The 24,148-nt window shown below is 54.2% G+C and carries 18 protein-coding genes and 1 tRNA gene; 2 read left to right on the top strand and 17 right to left on the bottom strand.

Annotated features, from left to right (window positions below):
• The 4 genes from tuf (KORLAC_RS14920) to rpsL all read right to left on the bottom strand — a co-directional run bounded on the left by tuf (KORLAC_RS14920) (position 1) and on the right by rpsL (position 4,231).
• On the bottom strand, positions 1–1,191 hold the full coding sequence (tuf, locus tag KORLAC_RS14920; protein ID WP_068305257.1) for an elongation factor Tu: 1,191 nt from the start codon (positions 1,189–1,191) through the stop codon (positions 1–3).
• 68 nt (positions 1,192–1,259) lie between these two features.
• Positions 1,260–3,341, bottom strand: a complete 2,082-nt coding sequence (fusA, locus tag KORLAC_RS14915) for an elongation factor G (RefSeq protein WP_068307873.1) — start codon at positions 3,339–3,341, stop codon at positions 1,260–1,262.
• A 26-nt stretch (positions 3,342–3,367) separates the two neighbouring features.
• Positions 3,368–3,838 (bottom strand): 30S ribosomal protein S7, encoded by a 471-nt coding sequence (rpsG, locus tag KORLAC_RS14910; RefSeq protein WP_068307871.1) that lies wholly within the window; start codon positions 3,836–3,838, stop codon positions 3,368–3,370.
• Positions 3,839–3,859: 21 nt separating this feature from the next.
• On the bottom strand, positions 3,860–4,231 hold the full coding sequence (rpsL, locus tag KORLAC_RS14905; RefSeq protein WP_068148697.1) for a 30S ribosomal protein S12: 372 nt from the start codon (positions 4,229–4,231) through the stop codon (positions 3,860–3,862).
• A 443-nt stretch (positions 4,232–4,674) separates the two neighbouring features.
• Between rpsL and KORLAC_RS14900 the strand changes: the two genes are divergently transcribed.
• On the top strand, positions 4,675–5,619 hold the full coding sequence (locus KORLAC_RS14900; protein WP_068307868.1) for a glycosyltransferase family 2 protein: 945 nt from the start codon (positions 4,675–4,677) through the stop codon (positions 5,617–5,619).
• Positions 5,606–6,757 carry a glycosyltransferase gene (locus KORLAC_RS14895; protein ID WP_068307866.1) on the top strand — a complete coding sequence of 384 codons (1,152 nt, stop codon included), beginning with the start codon at positions 5,606–5,608 and terminating at the stop codon, positions 6,755–6,757. The genes KORLAC_RS14900 and KORLAC_RS14895 overlap by 14 nt, the downstream gene beginning before the upstream one ends.
• A gap of 19 nt (positions 6,758–6,776) precedes the next feature.
• On the opposite strand, the gene KORLAC_RS14890 is transcribed toward KORLAC_RS14895, so the two are convergent.
• The 13 genes from KORLAC_RS14890 to tuf (KORLAC_RS14830) all read right to left on the bottom strand — a co-directional run bounded on the left by KORLAC_RS14890 (position 6,777) and on the right by tuf (KORLAC_RS14830) (position 24,148).
• Positions 6,777–7,715: a glycosyltransferase family 2 protein gene (locus KORLAC_RS14890; protein WP_068307863.1), complete on the bottom strand. Its 939-nt coding sequence runs from the start codon at positions 7,713–7,715 to the stop codon at positions 6,777–6,779.
• A gap of 104 nt (positions 7,716–7,819) precedes the next feature.
• Positions 7,820–8,686: a lysylphosphatidylglycerol synthase domain-containing protein gene (locus KORLAC_RS14885; protein ID WP_068307862.1), complete on the bottom strand. Its 867-nt coding sequence runs from the start codon at positions 8,684–8,686 to the stop codon at positions 7,820–7,822.
• A gap of 106 nt (positions 8,687–8,792) precedes the next feature.
• A complete protein-coding gene (locus KORLAC_RS14880; RefSeq protein WP_068307860.1) occupies positions 8,793–10,469 on the bottom strand; it encodes an ArnT family glycosyltransferase in 1,677 nt (558 codons plus the stop codon).
• Between the two features lie 114 nt (positions 10,470–10,583).
• Positions 10,584–14,813 (bottom strand): DNA-directed RNA polymerase subunit beta', encoded by a 4,230-nt coding sequence (rpoC, locus tag KORLAC_RS14875; RefSeq protein ID WP_068307857.1) that lies wholly within the window; start codon positions 14,811–14,813, stop codon positions 10,584–10,586.
• 127 nt (positions 14,814–14,940) lie between these two features.
• Positions 14,941–19,038, bottom strand: a complete 4,098-nt coding sequence (gene rpoB, locus KORLAC_RS14870; protein ID WP_068307855.1) for a DNA-directed RNA polymerase subunit beta — start codon at positions 19,036–19,038, stop codon at positions 14,941–14,943.
• A 233-nt stretch (positions 19,039–19,271) separates the two neighbouring features.
• Positions 19,272–19,643: a 50S ribosomal protein L7/L12 gene (rplL, locus tag KORLAC_RS14865; RefSeq protein WP_068307853.1), complete on the bottom strand. Its 372-nt coding sequence runs from the start codon at positions 19,641–19,643 to the stop codon at positions 19,272–19,274.
• Between the two features lie 105 nt (positions 19,644–19,748).
• Positions 19,749–20,264 (bottom strand): 50S ribosomal protein L10, encoded by a 516-nt coding sequence (rplJ, locus tag KORLAC_RS14860; protein WP_068307876.1) that lies wholly within the window; start codon positions 20,262–20,264, stop codon positions 19,749–19,751.
• A 364-nt stretch (positions 20,265–20,628) separates the two neighbouring features.
• Positions 20,629–21,324, bottom strand: a complete 696-nt coding sequence (gene rplA, locus KORLAC_RS14855) for a 50S ribosomal protein L1 (protein WP_068307851.1) — start codon at positions 21,322–21,324, stop codon at positions 20,629–20,631.
• Between the two features lie 4 nt (positions 21,325–21,328).
• Complete coding sequence (rplK, locus tag KORLAC_RS14850; RefSeq protein WP_068307850.1) at positions 21,329–21,757, bottom strand: 50S ribosomal protein L11; 429 nt, start codon at positions 21,755–21,757, stop codon at positions 21,329–21,331.
• 113 nt (positions 21,758–21,870) lie between these two features.
• A complete protein-coding gene (nusG, locus tag KORLAC_RS14845) occupies positions 21,871–22,404 on the bottom strand; it encodes a transcription termination/antitermination protein NusG (RefSeq protein WP_068307848.1) in 534 nt (177 codons plus the stop codon).
• A 1-nt stretch (position 22,405) separates the two neighbouring features.
• A complete protein-coding gene (secE, locus tag KORLAC_RS14840) occupies positions 22,406–22,603 on the bottom strand; it encodes a preprotein translocase subunit SecE (RefSeq protein ID WP_068307843.1) in 198 nt (65 codons plus the stop codon).
• Between the two features lie 110 nt (positions 22,604–22,713).
• Positions 22,714–22,789 (bottom strand) — tRNA-Trp (locus KORLAC_RS14835).
• Positions 22,790–22,957: 168 nt separating this feature from the next.
• Positions 22,958–24,148, bottom strand: coding sequence for an elongation factor Tu (gene tuf, locus KORLAC_RS14830; protein WP_068305257.1), 1,191 nt, complete (start codon positions 24,146–24,148; stop codon positions 22,958–22,960).

The following is a 24,148-nucleotide window of genomic DNA, read 5'->3' as shown; positions in this document are numbered from 1 at the left end:
TTACGCGATGATTTTAGCAACAACGCCGGCGCCGACGGTACGGCCACCTTCGCGGATCGCGAAGCGGAGACCTTCGTCCATGGCGATCGGAGCGATCAGCTCAACCGTCAGGTTCACGTTGTCACCAGGCATTACCATTTCGGTGCCTTCTGGCAGCTCAACGTTACCGGTCACGTCAGTTGTACGGAAGTAGAACTGTGGACGGTAGTTCGCGAAGAACGGCGTGTGACGACCACCTTCCTCTTTGGTGAGGATGTAAGTCTCGGCAGTGAACTTCGTGTGTGGCGTGATCGAGCCAACGTGTGCCAGAACCTGGCCACGCTCAACTTCGTCACGACCAACGCCGCGAAGCAGTGCACCGATGTTGTCGCCCGCACGGCCTTCGTCGAGAAGCTTGCGGAACATTTCAACGCCCGTAACAGTTGTCTTCTGAGTGTCTTTGATACCAACGATCTCGATCTCTTCGCCAACTTTCACGATGCCGCGCTCAACACGACCAGTACATACAGTACCGCGACCGGAGATGGAGAATACGTCCTCAACAGGCATCAGGAAGGCACCGTCAACGGCACGCTCTGGCTGTGGGATATAGTCATCAACAGCTTTCATCAGCTCGAGGATCTTCTCTTTACCGATGTTGTCGTCACGACCTTCGAGAGCCGCAAGAGCAGAACCCGCTACGATTGGAATATCGTCGCCTGGGAATTCATACTCACTTAGCAACTCACGGATTTCCATCTCAACGAGTTCGAGAAGCTCTTCGTCGTCAACCTGGTCAACTTTGTTCATGAACACAACAAGCGCTGGTACACCAACCTGACGAGCAAGCAGGATGTGCTCGCGAGTCTGTGGCATTGGACCGTCTGCTGCGTTAACAACCAGGATCGCGCCGTCCATCTGGGCAGCACCCGTGATCATGTTCTTCACATAGTCAGCGTGACCTGGGCAGTCAACGTGCGCATAGTGGCGTGCTTCAGTCTCATACTCAACGTGTGCAGTCGAGATCGTGATACCACGCTCACGCTCCTCTGGAGCCTTGTCAATGTTCGCGAAGTCAACAGCGGCACCGCCGAATGATTCCGCAAGAACCTTAGTGATCGCAGCTGTCAACGTCGTCTTACCATGGTCAACGTGACCAATCGTACCGATGTTGCAGTGCGGCTTATTACGTTCAAACTTTTCTTTAGCCATCTTAAATTACCTTTCTATCGGCCCTTGATTTACCAAGGGATCCATAGCTTTTTGGTTCTTCTTGTTTATTAACCAGCAAGCTTGGCTTTGATTTCCTCAGCCACGTTTGCAGGAACTTCATCGTAATGGTCGAACTGCATGGAGAACTGTGCGCGACCTTGTGAGAAGGAGCGGAGCTCGTTCACATAGCCGAACATGTTCGCCAGCGGCACCATTGCGTTGATTACAGTAGCCGGACCACGGGTTTCGGACCCCTGGATCTGACCGCGGCGCTTGTTAAGGTCGCCAATTACGTCGCCCATATACTCTTCTGGAGTAACAACTTCAACCTTCATCATTGGCTCAAGCAATTTAATGCCAGCCTTTGAAGCTGCTTCACGAAGAGCACCACGACCGGCGATCTCGAACGCGAGAACGCTGGAGTCGACATCGTGGTAAGCACCGTCGATCAGGCGTACGGAGAAGTCGATGATCGGGAAGCCGATGAGAGCACCTGCCTCAGCGATGTCCTTCACACCTTTTTCAACGCCCGGAATATATTCGCGAGGGATGTTACCACCCTTGATTTCGTCGGTGAACGTCAGACCAGAGCCACGCTCGCCAGGGGTAACAACCATCTTCACGCGACCGAACTGACCGGAACCACCGGACTGTTTCTTGTGCGTGTAGTCGATTTCAACTTCTTTAGCAAAGCTCTCACGGTACGCAACCTGTGGCGCGCCCACGTTACATTCAACCTTGAATTCACGCTTCATGCGATCAACAAGAATGTCGAGGTGCAGTTCGCCCATGCCGGCGATCACGGTCTGACCGGATTCTTCGTCGGAAGAAACGCGGAAAGAGGGATCTTCAGCAGCCAGACGGTTCAGAGCGATGCCCATCTTCTCCTGGTCAGCTTTCGACTTTGGCTCAACGGCCACTTCGATCACAGGATCAGGGAATTCCATACGCTCCAGGATAACCTGGCTGTTGTTGGCACACAGGGTGTCACCGGTCGTGGTCGTTTTCAGACCAGCGATCGCGATGATGTCGCCCGCGCGTGCTTCCTTGATGTCTTCACGGCTGTTGGAGTGCATCTCAAGCATCCGGCCGATCTTCTCTTTCTTGCCCTTAACGGAGTTGGTTACTTGCGTACCAGCCTCGAGAACACCAGAGTAGATACGGCAGAACGTCAGCGTACCAACGAATGGGTCGTTCATGATCTTGAACGCGAGAGCCGAGAATGGCTGCTCGTCGTCAGACTTACGAATGATCTCTTTTTCGTGGTCGTCAGCGTCTACACCGCGGATTGCTTCAACGTCGGTTGGAGCAGGCATGAAGTCAACAACAGCATCCAGAAGCGGCTGAACGCCTTTGTTCTTGAACGCCGTACCGTTGAGAACCGGAACATAAAGTCCTTGAATGGTACCTTTACGGATAGCGCCTTTCAGCTCTTCCTCGGTCAGCTCTTCGCCTTCCAGGTATTTTTCCATCAGGGCTTCGTCGGACTCAACAGCCGTTTCGATCATTTCCATGCGAGCAGCTTCAGCGGCGTCTTTAAGTTCGTCGCGGATGTCTACATACTCGTAGGATGCGCCAAGGTCTTCACCCTTCCACAGCACTTCCTTGAATTTGATCAGGTCGATCAGGCCTTCATACTCGGCTTCTGCGCCGATTGGCAGCTGAAGAACCAGAGCAGTCGCGCCCAGACGGTCTTTGATCATGCCGACACAACGTTCGAAGTTCGCACCCATGCGGTCCATCTTGTTGACGAAGCACATACGTGGAACACCGTATTTATCAGCCTGACGCCATACAGTCTCGGATTGAGGCTCAACGCCTGCAACCGAGTCAAATACAGCTACGGCACCGTCGAGTACGCGGAGCGAACGCTCAACTTCAATCGTGAAGTCAACGTGGCCCGGAGTATCGATGATGTTGATGCGGTGATCGTTCCAGAAACAAGTGGTCGCAGCGGAAGTAATCGTGATACCCCGCTCCTGCTCTTGCTCCATCCAGTCCATAGTCGCGCCGCCATCGTGCACTTCGCCGATTTTGTGGCTACGGCCGGTGTAATAAAGGATACGTTCAGTAGTCGTCGTTTTACCAGCATCGATGTGTGCCATGATGCCGATGTTACGATAACGATTAAGTGGCGTTCTGCGTGCCATGGAACCAGTTCCTTACTTAATAACTTTTACCAGCGGTAGTGCGAGAAGGCTTTGTTAGCCTCAGCCATCTTGTGCGTGTCTTCACGCTTCTTGACGGCGGCACCCCGGTTGTTAGCTGCGTCCAACAGTTCGCCGGACAGACGGCCAACCATTGTGGTTTCGTTACGCTTGCGAGCAGCAATGATGAGCCAGCGAATAGCCAGCGCCTGCGCGCGCTCGGAGCGAACTTCAACAGGAACCTGGTAGGTTGCACCACCAACACGGCGGGAGCGAACCTCAATAGCAGGCTTCACATTGTCCAGAGCTTCGTGGAAGAGAGCCAGGGCGTCAGTTTTCGCGCGCTCTTCGATTGTTTCGAAGGCACCGTAAACGATACGCTCTGCTACGGACTTCTTACCATCCAGCATCAGGCTGTTCATGAATTTGGTCAGTACGACATCACCGAACTTGGGATCAGGAAGTACTTCGCGTTTTTCTGCGCTATGACGACGAGACATGCGTTAAATCCTTCTCTAATCTTACTTCGGACGCTTCGTGCCGTATTTGGAACGGCTCTGACGACGATCTGCAACACCCTGGGTATCGAGCACACCACGAAGAGTGTGGTAGCGAACACCAGGCAAGTCTTTCACACGACCACCACGGATCAGAACAACGGAGTGTTCCTGAAGGTTGTGACCTTCACCCGGGATGTAAGAAGTAACCTCGAAACCGTTCGAAAGACGAACACGAGCAACCTTACGGAGTGCTGAGTTAGGCTTCTTAGGGGTCGTGGTATAAACACGAGTACATACGCCACGTTTTTGTGGGCATGCTTCCAGCGCTGGCACTTTATTGTGCACTGGCTTCGCTTTGCGCGGCTTCCGCACTAGCTGTTGAATGGTAGGCATCTTAATTCCTTGCCGTTTTTCTCTGTCACCATTACCGAATGACCCCTTTTGCATGCAGCAAAAACGCCTGCATCGTGAACCACTTGGTTCCGACGAGGCCATTCATGATAATTCAAACTCTATTTTCCTAGGCCAGAAAACCCCAGCGTTTAGCCTGTTTGGGCTACCACCTGAGCTCTGGCGAGGTGCGCTATCTATACCGAAATCGGGCTGAGGTCAATGAAAAAACGGGGGGCGTAAGGATTTGGTAGGATTCAGCCATTTTCGCCCAGATGTTGGGGGTGTGGCCGCAATAATATGACCTACCTGACATCCCTGTGGCCCTCAGCGCCACCGGTGCGAGACTCATGGTCACCGCAATCCCCTTGCCGGTCAAAGCTAGCCATGCTTAGTATGGCACCAAAGCCGGGTCAAGGACCGGTATTTGAGGGGCCCTATATATAATGAAACTGATCATCCAGATTCCCTGCTTCAATGAGGAAGAAACCCTGACGGCAACGGTGGCAGACCTGCCCCGCCAGATCGAGGGCGTGGATACCATCGAATATCTGATCATTGATGACGGCAGCAGCGACCGTACGCAGGAAGTGGCCCGCAACTGCGGCGTCCATCATATTGTGGCCCACAAGCACAACAAGGGCCTCGCCCGCGCCTTCGCCACGGGGCTGGAGGCCTCCCTCAAGCTGGGCGCGGACATTATCGTCAATACGGATGGCGACAATCAGTATCGCGGCGAGGACATCGCCAGCCTTGTGGCGCCTGTGGTCGCGGGCACGGCTGATATCGTGGTGGGCGACAGGCAAACCCACAAAGTTGCCCATTTCTCGCCGCTCAAGAAGCTGCTGCAGAAGTTGGGCAGCAAGGTGGTGCGGGCGCTATCGGGCACCGATATTCCAGATGCCGTCAGCGGCTTTCGGGCCTTCAGCCGCGAAGCGGCGATGCGCATCACCATTGTGTCCAGCTTCTCCTACACCATCGAGACCCTGATCCAGGCGGGTATGAAAAAGATGACGGTAACGTCGGTGCCCGTCGGTGTGAATGAAAAGACCCGCGAAAGCCGCTTGTTCAAATCCATGCGGTCCTTCATCCAGGCGCAGCTGACCACCATGATCCGCATGTACGCCATGTTCAAGCCGCTCAGGACCTTCTTCTTCATTGGCTTCACCTTCAGCATCGTCGGTGTGGTACCGATCATCCGGTTTCTTTATTTCTACTTCACGGACGGTGGTGACGGACACATCCAGTCGCTGGTGCTGGGTGGGGCATTCCTCATCATGGGTGTGCTGACGCTGTTGATCGCCCTGCTTGCCGACCTCATTGGCCGGAACAGGCAGCTGACGGAAGAAGTGCTGGAACGCGTGAGACGGCTGGAACATGACGGCAGATAAACCGCCCATGCGCGTGCTGGTTTTCGGGACCGCGGATATGACCAAGCCTCGCGTAAGATTGCTGCTCGAGGGCCTGCGCCTTGAAGGCCATGAGGTCATCGACTGCACACGCAACATCTGGGACGGCGTTTCAGACAAAAGCCAGGTTCGAGGCAACCTGGCTAAGGTCGGCCTGGCGCTGAACTGGCTGTGGTCGATGCTTGTGCTATCTCTGCGCTACCTGTTCGCGCCCAAGCATGATGCGGTTCTGGTCTGCTACCCCGGGCACCTGGACCTGTGGTTTATCAGACCACTCAGTTATCTCCGGCGTGCTCCCGTGGTTTGGGACGCCTTTCTCTCTGCCTATGACACCATCGTGTTGGACCGCAGGATGGCGAAGCCCAAAAGCCTGATCGGCCGACTGGCCTATGCCATGGACTGGTGCGCCTGCCGCCTGTGTGACCGCCTTTTTCTTGACACACCTGCCCATGCACGCTTCTTTGAAAAGACATTTCGGCTTCCTGCCAACACAGTGGAAGCCGTACCTGTCGGCGCAGAGCGCCAGTTTTCCCCACCTCAGGAAACAGCGATACAGCAGGACGAATTCAAGGTTTTATTTTACGGACAGTTTATCCCCCTGCACGGTCTTCCAACGATTTTGGACGCAGTGTATCTGCTGCAAGGTGAAGATATAAAGTTTACGATCATCGGTCAGGGACAGATGAGTGAATGGTTTCAGGACGCCCTCTCTCGAAGACCGATACCCAATCTGGCCTACATCAAGTGGGTGGAATACGAAGAGCTCCCAAAAATCATTACAGAGCATTCACTATGTCTCGGTATATTTTCGGCAAGCGACAAGGCAAACCGGGTGGTGGCGAATAAAGTCTACCAGATCCTGAACACTGGCGCGCCTCTCCTGACCAGAGACTCAGACGCGATGCGCGCAATCCTTAATTCAAATAGCGATCAAGTCAGCCTTATACCGCCTGAAAATCCTGAGCTGTTAGCGGACGCGGTATTGCAGAAATACAAGAATTGGCTCGCTGCCGCGAAAACTGTCACATTCTCGGATCAGGGATACTGGGTAACGGCAAGGGACGTTGGGCAGGCCTGCAGCGAACTGTTTGAGCGCACCCTTGGCAAGAAGAACAGCTGACAAGTTGCCAGCTTCAATATCACTTTAATAGCTGCAGGAATGTAAGCAGGGTTCCTTTAAAGGTCTGATTACGAAACCCTTGCCGGCGCAAAAGCCACAGCTTCTTGAAGCTGGGAGCATCGCATGACACCAAGCGTATATATGTGCGAAGTGCGTCTACGTCAAACTGGCCTTCAAGGCGCCTCACTAGTTCACCAAAGGCGTATATTCTGCCACGCAACTTCCCTTGGTGTTTTTGCTTCGTGGCTTTTAGCGCCCCCAGACTCCACCGTGCCTGGGCAAGATTATTACCACCGATGACATTCTGGCTATGTTGCCTGTATTTCACCATCGCTTCATCAATATAGCGGATCTCGCCCACTATCGATGCCACGACCCCCAACCACATGTCATGATTGTCCATACCTTCTGGAACGGGGAGTGCCTGTGATAAGATCCTGCGGTCGACCGATGTTGCGCAGCCAGTGATGTTGTTTTCCAGCAGCAATGATTTAGCAGTCTTCGCAAGATGCGGCTTCAGCCCAAGATGTTGGATATAAGATGACCTAATCGGCTTCAGATGGTGATCAACAAGTTCAAGGTCAGTATGGCAAAGCATTGGACTTTTACCATCATGCCAGCGCACCTGCTTTTCCAATTTGGTCGGCAGCCAAAAATCGTCCTGATCGCTTAAAAAAACAATGTCCGCTCCTGCATCTAGCGTGTGCTGCAGTAGAACTGAAAAATTTTGACAATACCCCAACCGTTTACCGCCACTATCAATATTGATTATGCGGTCATCCTTCTGCTCAAACTTCTGGATTATGCTCTGGGTGGCGTCTGTTGAGTTATCATCCCGGACAAACAGCTTCCAATCGGCGTACGTTTGGTTGCGTATGCTTTCTATCTGGCATTCCAGATATTTATCTCCGTTGTAGGTCGCTAACACAATCGCAACAGATGGCTTGGTACTGGACATATGGAAAGCTCTCAAACAGCAATTATTTTTGACAAACCCACTTTAAATACACGGCATCACCCAAAGGACATTCTCTGGTTCGGTCGTGAGTTCCCAAACCTGCCTCAGGTTGCAGGTTTAAAGAACATACGCTCCCGATACCCAAAATATAGCCCGACAGGCAAAACAACCAGCAACCCGAGGATACGGTACAGGGAAGCTGCCAGATAAACTGACGCCACATTGAGGTTGATAATCTCGCCAATCAAAGCGGCAAAGAATTCACGGATACCGAGCCCCCCCGGGACAAAAGAAACCGTGCTTCCAAGAAAACTCGAGACCGAAAGAACAGATGTTTCGGAAAACCCGACCCCGATACCAAGCGCCTTAAAGCAAACATACAAGGCGAACGCGTCTGAAACGATCAAAAGAAGCCGAAGAAACGACATCCAATATATGATACGGCTATTGTTATACCGCCAGGCCGACAAAATGAAACTGGCGATAAGGCTGGCAAATCCTACCAACGTAACAGCATAGCTCATCCAGTTGTCGTTGATGAAAGTAAGCCACAATCCGCCGTAAAGGAACGTCACAGAAAACCAGAAGGCGATTTGCATTATCGTAACAATACTGCCTTCTTTGTAGCTTACCCCAAGCGATTTCAATTTCACCAATCGGACCATAACACTCCCCGGAATAGGGAGTATATTTGCGGCGCTGGCAACTACAGTGGTTTTGAACGCGTCAACAAATTCAACTCTGCCCTTCAGTAAAGCGACAGACGCCTTAAACTCGAAGCTACTCAGCACCAAATTTAGCGGCGTTAACACAAGTATGACGACGACAGCCCAAGCATAATCAACATTGTCGAGAACGTTTGGTTGCGATTGAATTGAAAAATAGATGCCCGCGCAGAATAAGGCCACAGCAGCCGCAAGAAGAATGCACTTGCCGTATATGCTCTTCAGAAACTCTTTTAACCTTGGCATATTCTTCCCCAATACCCTTTAGTATCCATAGTGCCAAGGCAAACGCCCCAACATCGCAAAGTCTGAGAAGACTACGGCTTCTGACACCAATAGCGCATCTGAAGACTTACCGGTCTTTATCGTTTTTCTCAAAACTTCTGGATACTTCCTGCCCCACTACCGGCAAACGGAGAGTAATTTCCCCAGACATCTCTGACTTAGCGTTCAGGTAGCGATATATATAAAGCTGTTGGTCTTCAAACCGCGGCATATCTGTGACCGAGCTCATGACCCGATTGCTGGCAATGTCGATCGTTGCGATGCGTTCGAACCCGGGCCCTTCCAGCATCTGGCGCAGAATATCGTGGATCGGTACCTCTGCATAATTAATGCTTTCAACCACCACAATCGAAACCGCCAGGTCGTCAAAAGCTTTCCGGATTTCTTCCGCTTTGGTCATATGCACTTCAAGCCAATGCTGTGTAGAAATGGACGAGGAAGACAAAAGCTTGTCGCCCCGGAACACATAATGGCTGCGGTCCTTGTCAGCCTGGCGAACGAAATAGGTGAAATAACCATTATTGAAGGCATCGATAAAGATACCGGTGGTATTGGCTTCTCTGACCGCGATTTTAGCCGCTTGGTCGTAGCCGGAGACAAAAGCGGGTTCGCGCTGATAAAGGCTGTAGGCCTGAAAGGCTACAATCACTATAAGTGCTCCCTGGTACGCCACCTTCAGCCCGCGCCTGAGGTCGGCAAGTGCCAACGGCAGCGTGGCGAAGAAACACCAGAACGGTATCCAGAAGATCGGGTAGCGCGGGTTTTTCCCCATCAGAAGGCTGAAAAACACGAATATCGACACGACCGCCACCAGCGGCAAGACGGCCTGGCGCTGGCGCTTCACCCCTGCGACTATCAATCCTGCACCGGCCAAAATCAGCACCGGTAGCGTCAGGTGCATTTCGGCGAGCGTCTTCAGGTGAATTCCCCAGTTGGCTAGGCTCCAGCGAGATACGCTGTCCGCATCACCCTGCCCCACAGATTGGTGGATATTCTGGTCACCGAATGCGATCGTCATCAAAGCCAATGGAACAGCGAGAACCAGCAGCAGGGCAAATGCGCCCCAATGCCCCGGTCGCCGGACCGCCCACAATAGCTTGCCCCGCGCCAGCAGATAGCCAACAACAACCAGCGCCAGGAAGGCCGCCGTCTGTTTACTCCAGCCAGCGAGCCCGATAAAGACGGCCATCAGAAACGCGTCTGTCAGGCGCTCTGTCTCCACCCAACGATAGAGATAATAGATGGCGGCAATGGTCATGCCCAGGACTGCCAGCTCCGCCATGGTGTACCAGCCCCACTGGGCCAGGAAAGGCGTGCTGACCCAAAGTGCCCCTGACCAAGCGGCGACCCGCCGGTCGGCAACCTGTTCTATCAGTTTGACCCAATAACAGAGGCCGGTTACCACGAAGGCAAAGAGCGCGAGCCGGCTGCTCCACATATTGATGCCGAATATGATGTTGAAAAGGCCCTCGACGGCCGGGAAGAACGGCGGCCGATACCCGATGCTAAGGGCGGGATACTGAACAAAATATGCCTGCGCATATCCCCATGGGGCGCCCAACGGCATGTCGCGCATGACATCGGCCATGAAAACGCCGTCCATGAGAATACGATCCGCGTCGGGATAGCCGATGGTGTTATTGCCCAGCGACCGCAACATCAACACGGCGGCCAGCACAATCAGCATACCAATTATCGCCCAACGCCTCCCCATCAGCGTTTGTGCGCGCTTCAGCCCCTGCATATGTTTTTCCTGTTTGTCCCTTTGCCCACCAGACTATCTTCATCCCGCTATGACGCAACAAAAAAGGCCCGCCAAAACTGGCAGGCCTTTTGGTATTTCTTTTAAAGCAGAAGCTTAAGCTTCGCCGCCCTCTTGTGGCGCTGCGTCTTCCGTACCGGTTGCAGCAGCGAACTCTGCTTCCGCAACAGACATTGGATCGGCTGCCTCTTCCTGAGCCGCCGTCGCGATCTTGTCGCGGTTGTGCGCTTCGTGGCGCAGGCGGTTCATGACAGCACCGGTACCAGCCGGGATCAGGCGACCAACAATCACGTTTTCCTTCAGGCCAACGAGACGGTCTTTCTTGCCAGCAACAGACGCTTCGGTCAGTACGCGGGTCGTTTCCTGGAACGACGCGGCAGAGATGAAGCTGCGGGTCTGCAGGCTCGCCTTGGTGATACCCAAGAGGATCGGGTGACCTTTGGCTGGCAGTTTGCCCTGAGCTTCAAGCTTCGCGTTCTGTTCTTCGAACTCTTCGCGGTCAACCTGTTCGCCCAGCAGCATCGTGCTGTCGCCAGAGGAGGTGATTTCGATCTTCTGCAGCATCTGGCGAACGATCACCTCGATGTGCTTGTCGTTGATCTTCACACCCTGCAGACGGTATACGTCCTGCACTTCTTTCACCAGATAGTTGGCCAGCGCCTCAACACCCATAACATGCAGAATGTCGTGTGGTGCTGGGTTACCGTCGATCAGGTACTCACCCTTCTGGATGAAGTCACCTTCCTGAACGGCAATGTGCTTGCCTTTTGGTACCAGATATTCAACCGGCTCGCCGTCTGCCTCGTCGCGTGGACGGATGGAGATACGACGCTTGTTTTTGTAGTCGCGGCCAAATTCAACAATACCGTCGATCTCAGCGATGATCGCGTGGTCCTTCGGACGACGAGCTTCGAAGAGTTCGGCCACCCGTGGCAGACCACCGGTAATGTCTTTGGTTTTCGCAGCTTCACGCGGGATACGGGCGATTACGTCACCAGCCTGTACGTGCTTGCCGTCCTCAACCGAGAGAATGGCATCCACAGACAGGAAGTAGCGTGCTTCCGTACCGTTTGCGAGTTCGACAACTTCGTCGTTCTCGTTACGGAGCGTGATGCGTGGACGCAGGTCTGCACCTTTTGGCGCAGAACGCCAGTCGGTCACAACCTTCGACGCGATACCCGTGCCTTCGTCGACGATTTCCTTCACGGAAACGCCTTCGATCAGGTCAACCAGGCGAACCGTACCGGTTTGCTCGGTGATGATCGGAACGGTGTATGGGTCCCACTCAGCGAGTTTCTCGCCTTTAACAACCTCATTACCTTCGTCCTTGAACAGGTGCGAACCATATGCCAGGCGGTGCTTGGCTTTCTCACGGCCTTCATCGTCAACAACGATCACTTCCATGTTCCGGCTCATCACAACCTTGCGGCCTTTGCTATCCTCGATCACGTTGCGGTTTTCGATCTTGATCTTACCGTCAGCGGAGGATTCAACAGCGGATTCAGCGTTCACCGTTGCGGCACCACCAATGTGGAATGTCCGCATGGTCAGCTGTGTACCAGGCTCACCGATCGACTGTGCGGCGATAACACCGACAGCTTCACCCATGTTCACCGGCGTACCGCGGGCCAGGTCACGACCGTAACACCTGCCACACGTGCCGCCTTTGGTTTCACAGGTCAGAACCGAACGGATCTTCACTTCGCCGATACCAGCAGTCTCGATCGCGTCGGACTTGGCTTCGTCGAGCAGCTCACCAGCCGGGAACAACAGCTCACCCGATACCGGATGCTTGACGTCAACCGACAGGCAACGGCCCAGGATACGCTCGGACAGAGGCACGAGAACGTCGCCGCCCTCAGACACTTCTGTGATCGTGATGCCGTTCTCGGTACCGCAATCCTCTTCGATCACCACACAGTCCTGGGATACGTCCACCAGACGACGGGTCAGGTAACCCGAGTTTGCCGTCTTCAGGGCTGTATCCGCCAGACCCTTACGGGCACCGTGCGAGGAGTTGAAGTATTCAAGAACCGACAGGCCCTCTTTAAAGTTCGAGATGATCGGCGTCTCAATGATCTCGCCCGACGGCTTGGCCATCAGGCCCCGCATACCGGCAAGCTGCTTCATCTGGGCCGCACTACCCCGTGCACCAGAGTTAGCCATCATGAATACCGAGTTCACGTCAGTCTCACGACCGTTCTCATCAACCTCTGTACGCTCCATTTCCTTCATCATGGCGTCTGCCACTTTGTCGGTACATTGCGCCCAGGCGTCTACAACCTTGTTGTATTTCTCGCCCTGAGTGATGAGGCCGTCCTGATACTGCTCTTCATATTCCTTCACCATGTCGCGGGTGCTTTCCACCAGCGTTTCCTTGGCGTCAGGAATGATCATATCGTCTTTACCGAAGGAGATACCGGCGGCACATGCACGGCGGAAACCTTCGCCCATGATGCCGTCTGCGAACAGAACGGTCGTCTTCTGACCACAGTGGCGGTAAACCACGTCGATCACTTCGGAAATCTCTTTCTTGCCGAGACGACGGTTGATCAGGCTGAACGGCACCTTCGGGTGCTTCGGCAGGTGTTGCGCCAGGATCATACGACCCGGGGTGGTTTCAACACGTTTCAGCTCCAGCTCACCCTTGTCGTTGATCAGCTCGAAACGAGCAGAGATCTTGGTGTGCAGCGTGATCGACTTGGCGTCCAGCGCGAACTGGATCTCGTCCATGCAGGAGAAGGCCTTGCCTTCACCAACGTCACCCTGGCGCAGGCTGGTCATGTAATAGAGACCAAGCACGATATCCTGGGATGGAACGATGATCGGCTTACCGTTCGCAGGGCTGAGGATGTTGTTTGTGGACATCATCAGCACGCGGGCTTCAAGCTGGGCTTCGATGGACAGCGGCACGTGAACGGCCATCTGGTCACCGTCAAAGTCAGCGTTGAAGGCAGCACACACAAGTGGGTGCAGCTGAATGGCTTTACCTTCGATCAGGACCGGCTCAAACGCCTGGATACCAAGGCGGTGCAATGTTGGTGCACGGTTCAGCATCACAGGGTGTTCGCGGATTACCTCATCAAGGATATCCCAAACCTCACGGCGCTCTTTTTCGACCAGCTTCTTCGCGGCCTTGATCGTGGTCGCGATGCCTTTCTTGTCGAGGCGCGAATAGATGAACGGCTTAAAGAGTTCAAGCGCCATCTTCTTCGGCAGGCCACACTGGTGCAGCTTCAGCTCAGGACCAACCACGATTACGGAACGACCGGAATAGTCAACCCGCTTACCGAGAAGGTTCTGACGGAAACGACCCTGCTTACCCTTGAGCATGTCAGACAGGGACTTCAGCGGACGCTTGTTGGCACCAGTGATGGTGCGGCCACGACGGCCGTTGTCGAACAGCGCATCCACGGATTCCTGAAGCATACGCTTCTCGTTCCGGATGATGATGTCTGGCGCGCGCAGCTCAATCAGGCGCTTCAGACGGTTGTTCCGGTTGATCACGCGGCGATACAGGTCGTTAAGGTCGGAAGTCGCGAAACGACCACCGTCCAGCGGCACGAGCGGGCGCAGCTCTGGCGGGATCACAGGCACAACGGTCATGATCATCCACTCAGGGCGGTTGCCGGACTCGATGAAGCTCTCGATTACCTTGAGGCGCTTAACGATCTTCTTCGGCTTCAGCTCGGACTTGGTCTCGGCCAGCTCCTTCAGAAGCTTTTCCTGTTCGTCCTCGAGATCAACGCTCTCAAGCAGCTTGCGGATGGCTTCCGCGCCGATGCCGGCAGTGAAGCTGTCTTCGCCATACTCGTCCTGAGCGCGATAGAAATCGTCCTCAGACAGGAGCTGGAACTGCTTCAGCGGCGTCAGGCCAGGCTCGATCACGACATAGTATTCGAAATAGAGTACGCGCTCGAGATCCTTCAGCGTCATGTCCAGTACAAGGCCGATCCGGCTTGGGAGCGACTTGAGGAACCAGATGTGAGCTACTGGCGCTGCCAGGTCGATGTGGCCCATGCGTTCGCGGCGCACCTTGGAGAGCGTGACTTCAACGCCACATTTCTCACAGATGATGCCACGGTACTTCATGCGCTTATATTTGCCACACAAGCACTCATAATCCTTCACAGGACCAAAGATACGGGCACAGAAAAGGCCATCTTTTTCGGGCTTGAAAGTCCGATAGTTGATGGTTTCCGGCTTTTTGATTTCACCAAAAGACCAGGAACGAATCCGCTCTGGCGACGCGATCGAGATCTGAATCTGATCGAACGTCTCTGGTTTCTGGCTCGGGTTGAAGTATTTCATCACTTCTTGGTTCATGTCCGGCGTCTCTCTTAATTCGCTCTCGGGGCAATTCGCTCAAGGAGCCCCGCATCGCCTTCCAAAACTTTGTCCACCCTCAGGCGGACGTGGCCGGAGCAATACTCTGCCCCGGCCTGCGCGTGTTTTACTCTGTGCCAGTAATCAGCTCGACATTCAGGCCAAGGGACCGGATTTCCTTCACAAGTACGTTGAAGGATTCTGGGATACCTGCCTCGAATGTATCGTCGCCGCGTACGATGGCTTCGTAGACCTTTGTCCGGCCTGCCACATCGTCCGACTTGACGGTAAGCATTTCCTGGAGCGTGTAAGCAGCACCATATGCCTGCAGTGCCCACACCTCCATCTCACCGAAGCGCTGGCCACCAAACTGCGCCTTACCGCCCAGCGGCTGCTGGGTAACAAGGCTGTATGGGCCGATCGAACGGGCGTGGATCTTGTCGTCCACCAAGTGGTGCAGTTTGAGCATATAGATATAGCCCACGGTAACCTTCCGGTCGAATTTCTCGCCGGTACGGCCATCCCACAGCTGAACCTGACCCGAGCTATCCAGACCTGCTTTTTCAAGCATGTCACAGATGTCGGCTTCCACGGCACCGTCGAACACTGGCGTACCCATCGGAACACCGTTTGTCAGGTTGGTGGCAAGCTCGAGAATCTGATCGTCTGTCAGCTCAGCGATATCGCTTTCATACTGGTCGTCGCCGTAGATGTCCTTGAACTTGGCGCGGAAATCATCCGCAGCGCCAGAACCGTGACGGTATGCTTCAAGCATGCCATCGATCTGGCGGCCAAGACCACGGGATGCCCAGCCAAGGTGCGTCTCAAGGATCTGACCCACGTTCATCCGTGATGGTACACCCAGTGGGTTCAGCACCACGTCTACAGGCGTACCATCCTCGAGGTGAGGCATGTCTTCCTGTGGCAGAATGCGGGAGATAACACCCTTGTTACCGTGACGGCCGGCCATCTTGTCACCAGGCTGAAGCTTACGCTTCACAGCAACGAAGACCTTAACCATTTTCAGAACGCCAGGTGGCAATTCGTCACCACGCTGCAGCTTCTCGATCTTCTCGTCGAAGCGGCGCTGAAGCTGACCTTTGCTGTCGTCGAACTGCTTCCGGAGGGCCTCGATGTCGCTCATGGACGCGTCGTCGTCCACAGCGATATCCCACCACTGGATGCGCTTGATTTCAGCGAGGCCTTCCTCGGTGATCTTGGTGCCTTTCTTCATCTCTTTGGTGCCCGCAGTAACGGTGCGGCCAACCAGCAGAGGGTGAAGACGACCATAGATGTTGCGTTCCAGAATGGCGCGCTCATCTTCACGGTCTTTGGTCAGGCGTTCGATTTCTTCACGTTCGATTGTCAGGGCACGCTCGTCTTTGTCCACACCGTGGCGGTTAAAGACGCGTACTTCAACAACTGTACCGGCCACACCGGGCGGCAGGCGCATGGACGTGTCGCGAACGTCGGAAGCTTTCTCACCAAAGATGGCGCGCAGAAGTTTTTCTTCCGGCGTCATTGGGCTTTCGCCCTTCGGCGTGATCTTACCAACCAGAATGTCACCAGGGTGAACTTCGGCACCAATGTACACGATACCGGCCTCATCCAGGTTCTTCAGGCCTTCTTCGCCCACGTTTGGAATATCACGGGTGATTTCCTCTGGGCCAAGCTTGGTGTCACGAGCCATCACTTCGAATTCCTCAATGTGGATCGACGTGAAGACGTCTTCTTTCACGATCCGCTCGGAAATCAGGATGGAATCCTCGAAGTTGTAACCGTTCCAAGGCATGAAGGCCACGAGGGCATTCCGGCCAAGTGCCAGTTCACCGAGTTCTGTCGACGGACCATCACAGATGATGTCGCCCTTGAAGACCTCGTCACCCACTTTCACCAGCGGCCGCTGGTTGATGCAGGTGTTCTGGTTGGAACGCTGGAACTTCTGCAGTGTGTAGATGTCAACGCCGGACTTGCCCGGATCAACATCTTCAGTTGCGCGGATAACGATACGGGTCGCATCCACCTGCTCTACCACGCCGGTCCGGCGGGCAGCGATGGCAGCACCACTATCGGAAGCCACAACTTTTTCCATGCCGGTCCCAACGAATGGCGCTTCAGCGCGCACAAGTGGAACGGCCTGACGTTGCATGTTCGAACCCATGAGTGCGCGGTTCGCGTCATCGTTCTCGAGGAACGGGATGAGCGATGCGGCCACGGATACGAGCTGCTTCGGCGATACGTCCATCAGGTCAATGTTGTCTGGCGTGGACATGATGAATTCACCAGCCTCACGACAGGACACCAGGTCGCTTGCGAACTTGCCTTCTTCGGTCAGCTCGGCGTTGGCCTGCGCAACGGTGTATTTACCTTCTTCCATAGCGGACAGGTAAACCACTTCAGCAGACACCTTGCCGTCAACAACCTTGCGGTATGGGCTTTCGATAAAGCCGTATTTGTTGACCTGGGCGTATGTCGCCAGCGAGTTGATCAGACCAATGTTCGGGCCTTCCGGCGTCTCGATTGGACAGATACGACCATAGTGCGTTGGGTGTACGTCACGAACCTCGAAGCCCGCACGCTCACGCGTCAGACCGCCTGGGCCCAATGCTGACATACGACGCTTGTGCGTGATCTCGGAAAGCGGGTTGGTCTGGTCCATGAACTGCGACAGCTGCGAGGAGCCGAAGAATTCACGTACAGCAGCAACAGCTGGCTTGGCGTTGATCAGGTCATGCGGCATCACGGTGTCGATATCGACGCTGGACATACGCTCACGGATCGCGCGCTCCATGCGCAGAAGACCAATGCGGTACTGGTTTTCCATCAGCTCGCCAACGCTGCGGACACGACGGTTGCCAAGGTGGTCAATATCGTCGATCTCGCCCTTGCCGTCCTTCAGCTCAACGAGCGTCTTGACGGTGGAGAGGATGTCTTCACGGCGCAGCGTGCCAACAGTGTCTTCGCAGTCGAGGTTAAGGCGCATGTTCATCTTCACACGGCCAACGTCGGACAGGTCGTAACGCTCTGGGTCGAAGAACAGGCCATAGAACAGCGCTTCAGCTGTTTCCTTGGTTGGCGGCTCACCCGGACGCATCACCTTGTAGATCTCAGCCAGCGCACCGTCAGTGCACTCGATCTTGTCGGCTTTCAGCGTATTGCGGATGTATGGGCCAACGTTGACCGCGTCGATCTCCAGAACCTCGATCTCATCGAAACCTGCTGCGGACAGATCTTCAACGATCTCTTCAGAGAGCTCATCGCCGGCTTCCACATAAATGGAACCGGTTTTTTCGTTGATCACATCGCGGGCGGCATATTTGCCAACGATCATTTCTTCCGGTGCCAGGATACCCTGAACGCCGGAATTTTCCAGCTTCTTGGCAAGGCGTGGCGTGATCTTCTTGCCGGCCTCAACAATCACTTCACCGCTGTCGGCGTCGACAACATCGAATTCAGGCTTCACACCGCGCCATGCTTCGGCGACGAATGGCATGCGCCAGCCGCCTGCCGCACGGGTGTAGGAAACCGTGTTGTAGAAGTAATGCAGAATGTCTTCCGCGGACATGCCCAGTGCATAGAGAAGCGACGTCGCTGGCAGTTTCCGGCGACGGTCGATCCGTACGTTGACAATGTCTTTGGCGTCGAATTCGAAATCGAGCCAGGAACCACGGTAAGGAATAACGCGTGCTGCAAACAGGAATTTCCCGGAGCTGTGCGTCTTGCCGCGGTCATGGTCGAAGAATACGCCAGGCGACCGGTGCATCTGCGATACGATCACACGCTCGGTGCCGTTGATCACAAAGGTACCATTGTCGGTCATCAGTGGCAGGTCGCCCATGTAGACGTCTTGCTCTTTGATGTCGAGAACCGACTTTGCTTCCGTTTCCGGATCGACTTCAAATACGATCAGGCGCAGGGTAACCCGCAGCGGTGCGGCATAGGTCATGTCGCGCTGCTGGCACTCTTCTACATCATATTTCGGTGCTTCCAGTTCGTACCGGACATATTCAAGCGATGAAGTAGCTGAGAAATCCTGAATAGGGAAAACCGACTTGAGAACTTTCTCAAGGCCGGAAGTCAGCCGCTCTTCTTCTGTCGCGCCGGGTTTGAAGAACTGGTCATAGGACCGCCGTTGAACCTCAATGAGGTTTGGCATTTGCGTCACTTCGGAAATGTGCCCAAAGTCCTTACGCACGCGCTTACGACCGGTAAATGAAGTCGCCATGCTTCGCCCTCGTTCCTTTAGTTGTGCCGCCAAAGCCTGAGTACTCGAAGGCTCTGGTCCAGCTGCCAAATTGGGGTCTAGGGTGAACAACTTACCCTAAACTCCTGAAAATCCAAATCTTTTGGGCATTTCACCCAAGATGGGACCTGATTTTAGTGTCCTTAGGTCCTCAGGACGCCGAAAGGCCGGGAGCGAATATCGCTCCCGACCCCGGGATCAAGTGGCTCAAGAAATTACTTGAGCTCAACTTTAGCGCCAGCAGCTTCGAGCTTTTTCTTGAGCTCTTCAGCTTCGTCTTTTGACACAGCTTCTTTAACTGGCTTAGGAGCACCTTCAACCAGGTCTTTAGCTTCTTTGAGGCCCAGACCAGTGATTGCACGTACTTCTTTAATCACGTTGATTTTCTTGTCGCCAGCGTCTGCGAGAATTACGTCAAATTCGTCTTTCTCTTCAGCAGCTTCAGCGGCAGGGCCAGCAGCAGCAGCAACAGCTACAGGTGCAGCAGCAGATACGCCCCATTTTTCTTCCAGCAGTTTGGAAAGCTCAGCAGCTTCCATAACAGTCAGGCCAGAAAGTTCTTCTACAAGCTTCGCGAGGTCAGCCATTTGTATCACTCCAAATTTCGTAGTCCTACAGTCGAGGTACTACATGTCACATTGCATAAAAGTTCACAGTGGCGTTCGACCATCCGAACACCACCAAGTGTGTGTTTAAGCTGCGTCTTTGCTGCCGTAAGCACCGAATACACGAGCGAGTTGACCCGCAGGGGCTTGCGTAACTGCAGCGACCTTCTGAGCAGGTGCTTGCAGGAGACCCACAAGCTTGCCGCGAAGTTCGTCCAGCGATGGCATAGAGGCCAGTGCTTTAACGCCGTTTTCGTCCAGAACCGTAGTCCCCATGCTGCCACCAACAAGACGAAGTTTTTCGTTCTTCTTGGCGAATTCAGCGAGGATCTTGGCTGGAGCTACAACGTCGTCAGCAAAACCAATTGCCGTCGGACCTGTAAACAGATCAGCAATACCTTCGTATTCAGTACCTTTGAGCGCAAGACGAGTCAGCCGGTTCTTGGTTACTTTCAAAGAAGCACCCACTTCACGCATTTGCGCACGCAGTGCAGTAATCTCAGCGACGCTCAGGCCATCGTAGTGAACCACGATTACCGTTGCGGCGTTCGAGAATACCTCATGCATGGATGCAACCAGATCCTGCTTTTCGGCTCTTTCCACTTTTCTCGTCTCCGACTTTGGAAACATCCCCCAAACTCCGGGGTCAGCCTCCGTTTCATTTGAGCCATATATCCGCGTCTCATGCCGAAGCATCATTCCCGGATACGCTACCCTGTCCAGGGCGCAGGATGGGTCACACCCAATCCTGTAGGAACCGCGGCCATCAACCCGAAAAGCTGATAATTCCTAATACCCATCTCATACAGGCCTCGGCGTCGCGACGACCGATTGTTTTAAACCCTGAAGGTCAACTACTAGCAACACACTTCAGAGCACCTGTAATCTCGGACAGTACTCTCACACAGGCAAAACATCCGCCTGCATGTTTGTGCCGCCCCACGAGGAGGCAGCACAAATTCTTCAGTTACGCGTCGATCGCGGACGTGTCGATCTTCAGGCCTGGGCCCATGGAAGAGGACATCGCGATTTTCTTCACGTACGTGCCTTTGGCGCCGGTTGGCTTGGCTTTAACAACCGCACCGATGAACGCTTTGGCGTTTTCAACGATTTGCGCTTCGTCGAAGCTGGCTTTGCCAACGCCGCCGTGCACGATACCGGCTTTTTCAACGCGGTATTCAACCTGACCGGCTTTAGCCGCTTCAACAGCGCCCTTCACGTCAGGTGTAACAGTGCCCAGCTTCGGGTTTGGCATCAGGCCTTTAGGGCCCAGTACTTTACCCAGACGACCAACAACAGCCATCATGTCAGGCGTTGCAATCACGCGGTCAAAGTCCATATTGCCCTTCTGGATGTCTTCCATCAGGTCTTCAGCGCCAACGATGTCTGCGCCAGCTGCTTTTGCTTCTTCAGCTTTCGCATCGCGAGCAAATACAGCAACACGCATCGTCTTGCCCGTGCCGTGTGGCAGGGATACAACGCCGCGAACCATCTGGTCAGCGTGACGTGGGTCAACGCCCAGGTTCATGGCAACTTCGATTGTTTCGTCGAATTTCACTTTGGAACGAGCTTTCAGCTCGGCAACAGCTTCTTCAACAGAGTAAAGCTTTTCGCGGTCGATTCCGTCGAGAGCTTTTTGCATACGCTTAGCAGTTTTCGCCATCTGATTAGCCCTCTACCTTCAGACCCATGGAACGAGCAGAGCCTTCGATGATCAGCATTGCTGCTTCAATATCGTTAGCGCTCAGATCCACCATTTTCGCTTCCGCGATCTCTTTAACCTGTGCTTTGGTCACAGAACCGGCAACAGTGCGGCCAGGCTCGGAACCACCAGACTTGAGACCAGCAGCTTTCTTCAGGAAGTAGCTTGCTGGTGGGGTCTTGATGTCAAACGCAAAGCTTTTGTCAGCAAAAACCGTGATGATGGTCGGGCAAGGCTGGCCTGGTTCCATCTTCTGGGTCTTGGCGTTAAACGCTTTACAGAATTCCATAATGTTGATGCCACGCTGACCAAGCGCCGGGCCGATTGGAGGCGACGGGTTTGCTTGACCTGCAGGCACCTGAAGCTTCAGATAGCCAGTAATCTTCTTCGCCATTTCATTTCCCTTTCAAAAACAACCAGGGGCTCAGGGCCCCATTAGGGTGCGCGGTACGGCTAATGGCTGGCCTTCCGCGCGGTTTATCCGGGGCAAATGCCCCGAGATCCTTATTAAACTTTTTCGACCTGGGTGTATTCCAGCTCAACCGGCGTCGCACGACCAAAGATCGAAACCGATACCTTGAGGCGCGCCTTGTCTTCGTCCACGTCCTCGACGGTACCGTTGAAGGATGCGAACGGACCATCGGTCACGCGCACTTCTTCGCCGATCTCGTACACGATGTTCGGACGTGGGCGCTCAACACCTTCCTCAACCTGGTTGAGGATGCGAGCTGCCTCGGCGTCCGAAATCGCCGATGGCCGACCTTGAGGACCGAGGAAACCCGTAACTTTCGCGTGGCCGTTGGCCAGGTGGTACGTGTCGTCCGTCAGGACCATCTTGATCAGCACATAGCCCGGGAAGAATTTCTTCTCGGACGTTACTTTCTTGCCCTTGCGGACCTCAATGACCTCTTCGGTCGGAACAATCACTTCGTCCACGAGCGCGTCCAGGCCCTGCTGGACAGCTTGCTCTTTAATGGCCTCAGCGACTTTCTTCTCGAAACCCGAATAGGCGTGAATGATATACCAACGAGACTTGCTCACATTAACCTCCAAGACCCAGCAGGTATTGCACACCGGCGTTCAACATAAAGTCTACGCCAAGGAAGAACACAGCCATGATCACAACCATAATAAACACCATAAGTGAGGTGATTCCCGCCTCTTTAGGTGTGGGCCAGGTCACCTTCGACCCTTCTTGCCGCACCTGACGGACAAATTCACCCGGGGTGGTCTTCGCCATAGTGTGTCCTTCTTTCTAGCTCATAAGCCCGCGCTCGAAATCCATAAAGCGCAGGCTTTTCAAAACCTTATCAATTCAGCACTCAAAAGCAGCTGTTCGCTTAGTCGGCTTGGCAGGGGCGGAGGGACTCGAACCCCCGACACCCGGTTTTGGAGACCGGTGCTCTACCAACTGAGCTACGCCCCTAAAGCCGTTTGTGCTTCTCATGAGGGGTGCGGTTTAACGCCCCTACCCCAAGCTTGCAAGCACTTTTTTCGCCATTTTTAAAATGGCTTAGCGGGGCGACCTCTAGCACTCGGAACCCACGCAAGAAAATGGGCCGAACAAGCCGGCCCACTTTCCAGTTCTTAACGCTTACGCGATGATTTTAGCAACAACGCCGGCGCCGACGGTACGGCCACCTTCGCGGATCGCGAAGCGGAGACCTTCGTCCATGGCGATCGGAGCGATCAGCTCAACCGTCAGGTTCACGTTGTCACCAGGCATTACCATTTCGGTGCCTTCTGGCAGCTCAACGTTACCGGTCACGTCAGTTGTACGGAAGTAGAACTGTGGACGGTAGTTCGCGAAGAACGGCGTGTGACGACCACCTTCCTCTTTGGTGAGGATGTAAGTCTCGGCAGTGAACTTCGTGTGTGGCGTGATCGAGCCAACGTGTGCCAGAACCTGGCCACGCTCAACTTCGTCACGACCAACGCCGCGAAGCAGTGCACCGATGTTGTCGCCCGCACGGCCTTCGTCGAGAAGCTTGCGGAACATTTCAACGCCCGTAACAGTTGTCTTCTGAGTGTCTTTGATACCAACGATCTCGATCTCTTCGCCAACTTTCACGATGCCGCGCTCAACACGACCAGTACATACAGTACCGCGACCGGAGATGGAGAATACGTCCTCAACAGGCATCAGGAAGGCACCGTCAACGGCACGCTCTGGCTGTGGGATATAGTCATCAACAGCTTTCATCAGCTCGAGGATCTTCTCTTTACCGATGTTGTCGTCACGACCTTCGAGAGCCGCAAGAGCAGAACCCGCTACGATTGGAATATCGTCGCCTGGGAATTCATACTCACTTAGCAACTCACGGATTTCCATCTCAACGAGTTCGAGAAGCTCTTCGTCGTCAACCTGGTCAACTTTGTTCATGAACACAACAAGCGCTGGTACACCAACCTGACGAGCAAGCAGGATGTGCTCGCGAGTCTGTGGCATTGGACCGTCTGCTGCGTTAACAACCAGGATCGCGCCGTCCATCTGGGCAGCACCCGTGATCATGTTCTTCACATAGTCAGCGTGACCTGGGCAGTCAACGTGCGCATAGTGGCGTGCTTCAGTCTCATACTCAACGTGTGCAGTCGAGATCGTGATACCACGCTCACGCTCCTCTGGAGCCTTGTCAATGTTCGCGAAGTCAACAGCGGCACCGCCGAATGATTCCGCAAGAACCTTAGTGATCGCAGCTGTCAACGTCGTCTTACCATGGTCAACGTGACCAATCGTACCGATGTTGCAGTGCGGCTTATTACGTTCAAACTTTTCTTTAGCCAT

It is taken from the genome of Kordiimonas lacus, from assembly GCF_001550055.1.
Taxonomy (GTDB): domain Bacteria; phylum Pseudomonadota; class Alphaproteobacteria; order Sphingomonadales; family Kordiimonadaceae; genus Kordiimonas; species Kordiimonas lacus.
This window is presented reverse-complemented; position numbering and strand designations above follow the sequence as displayed.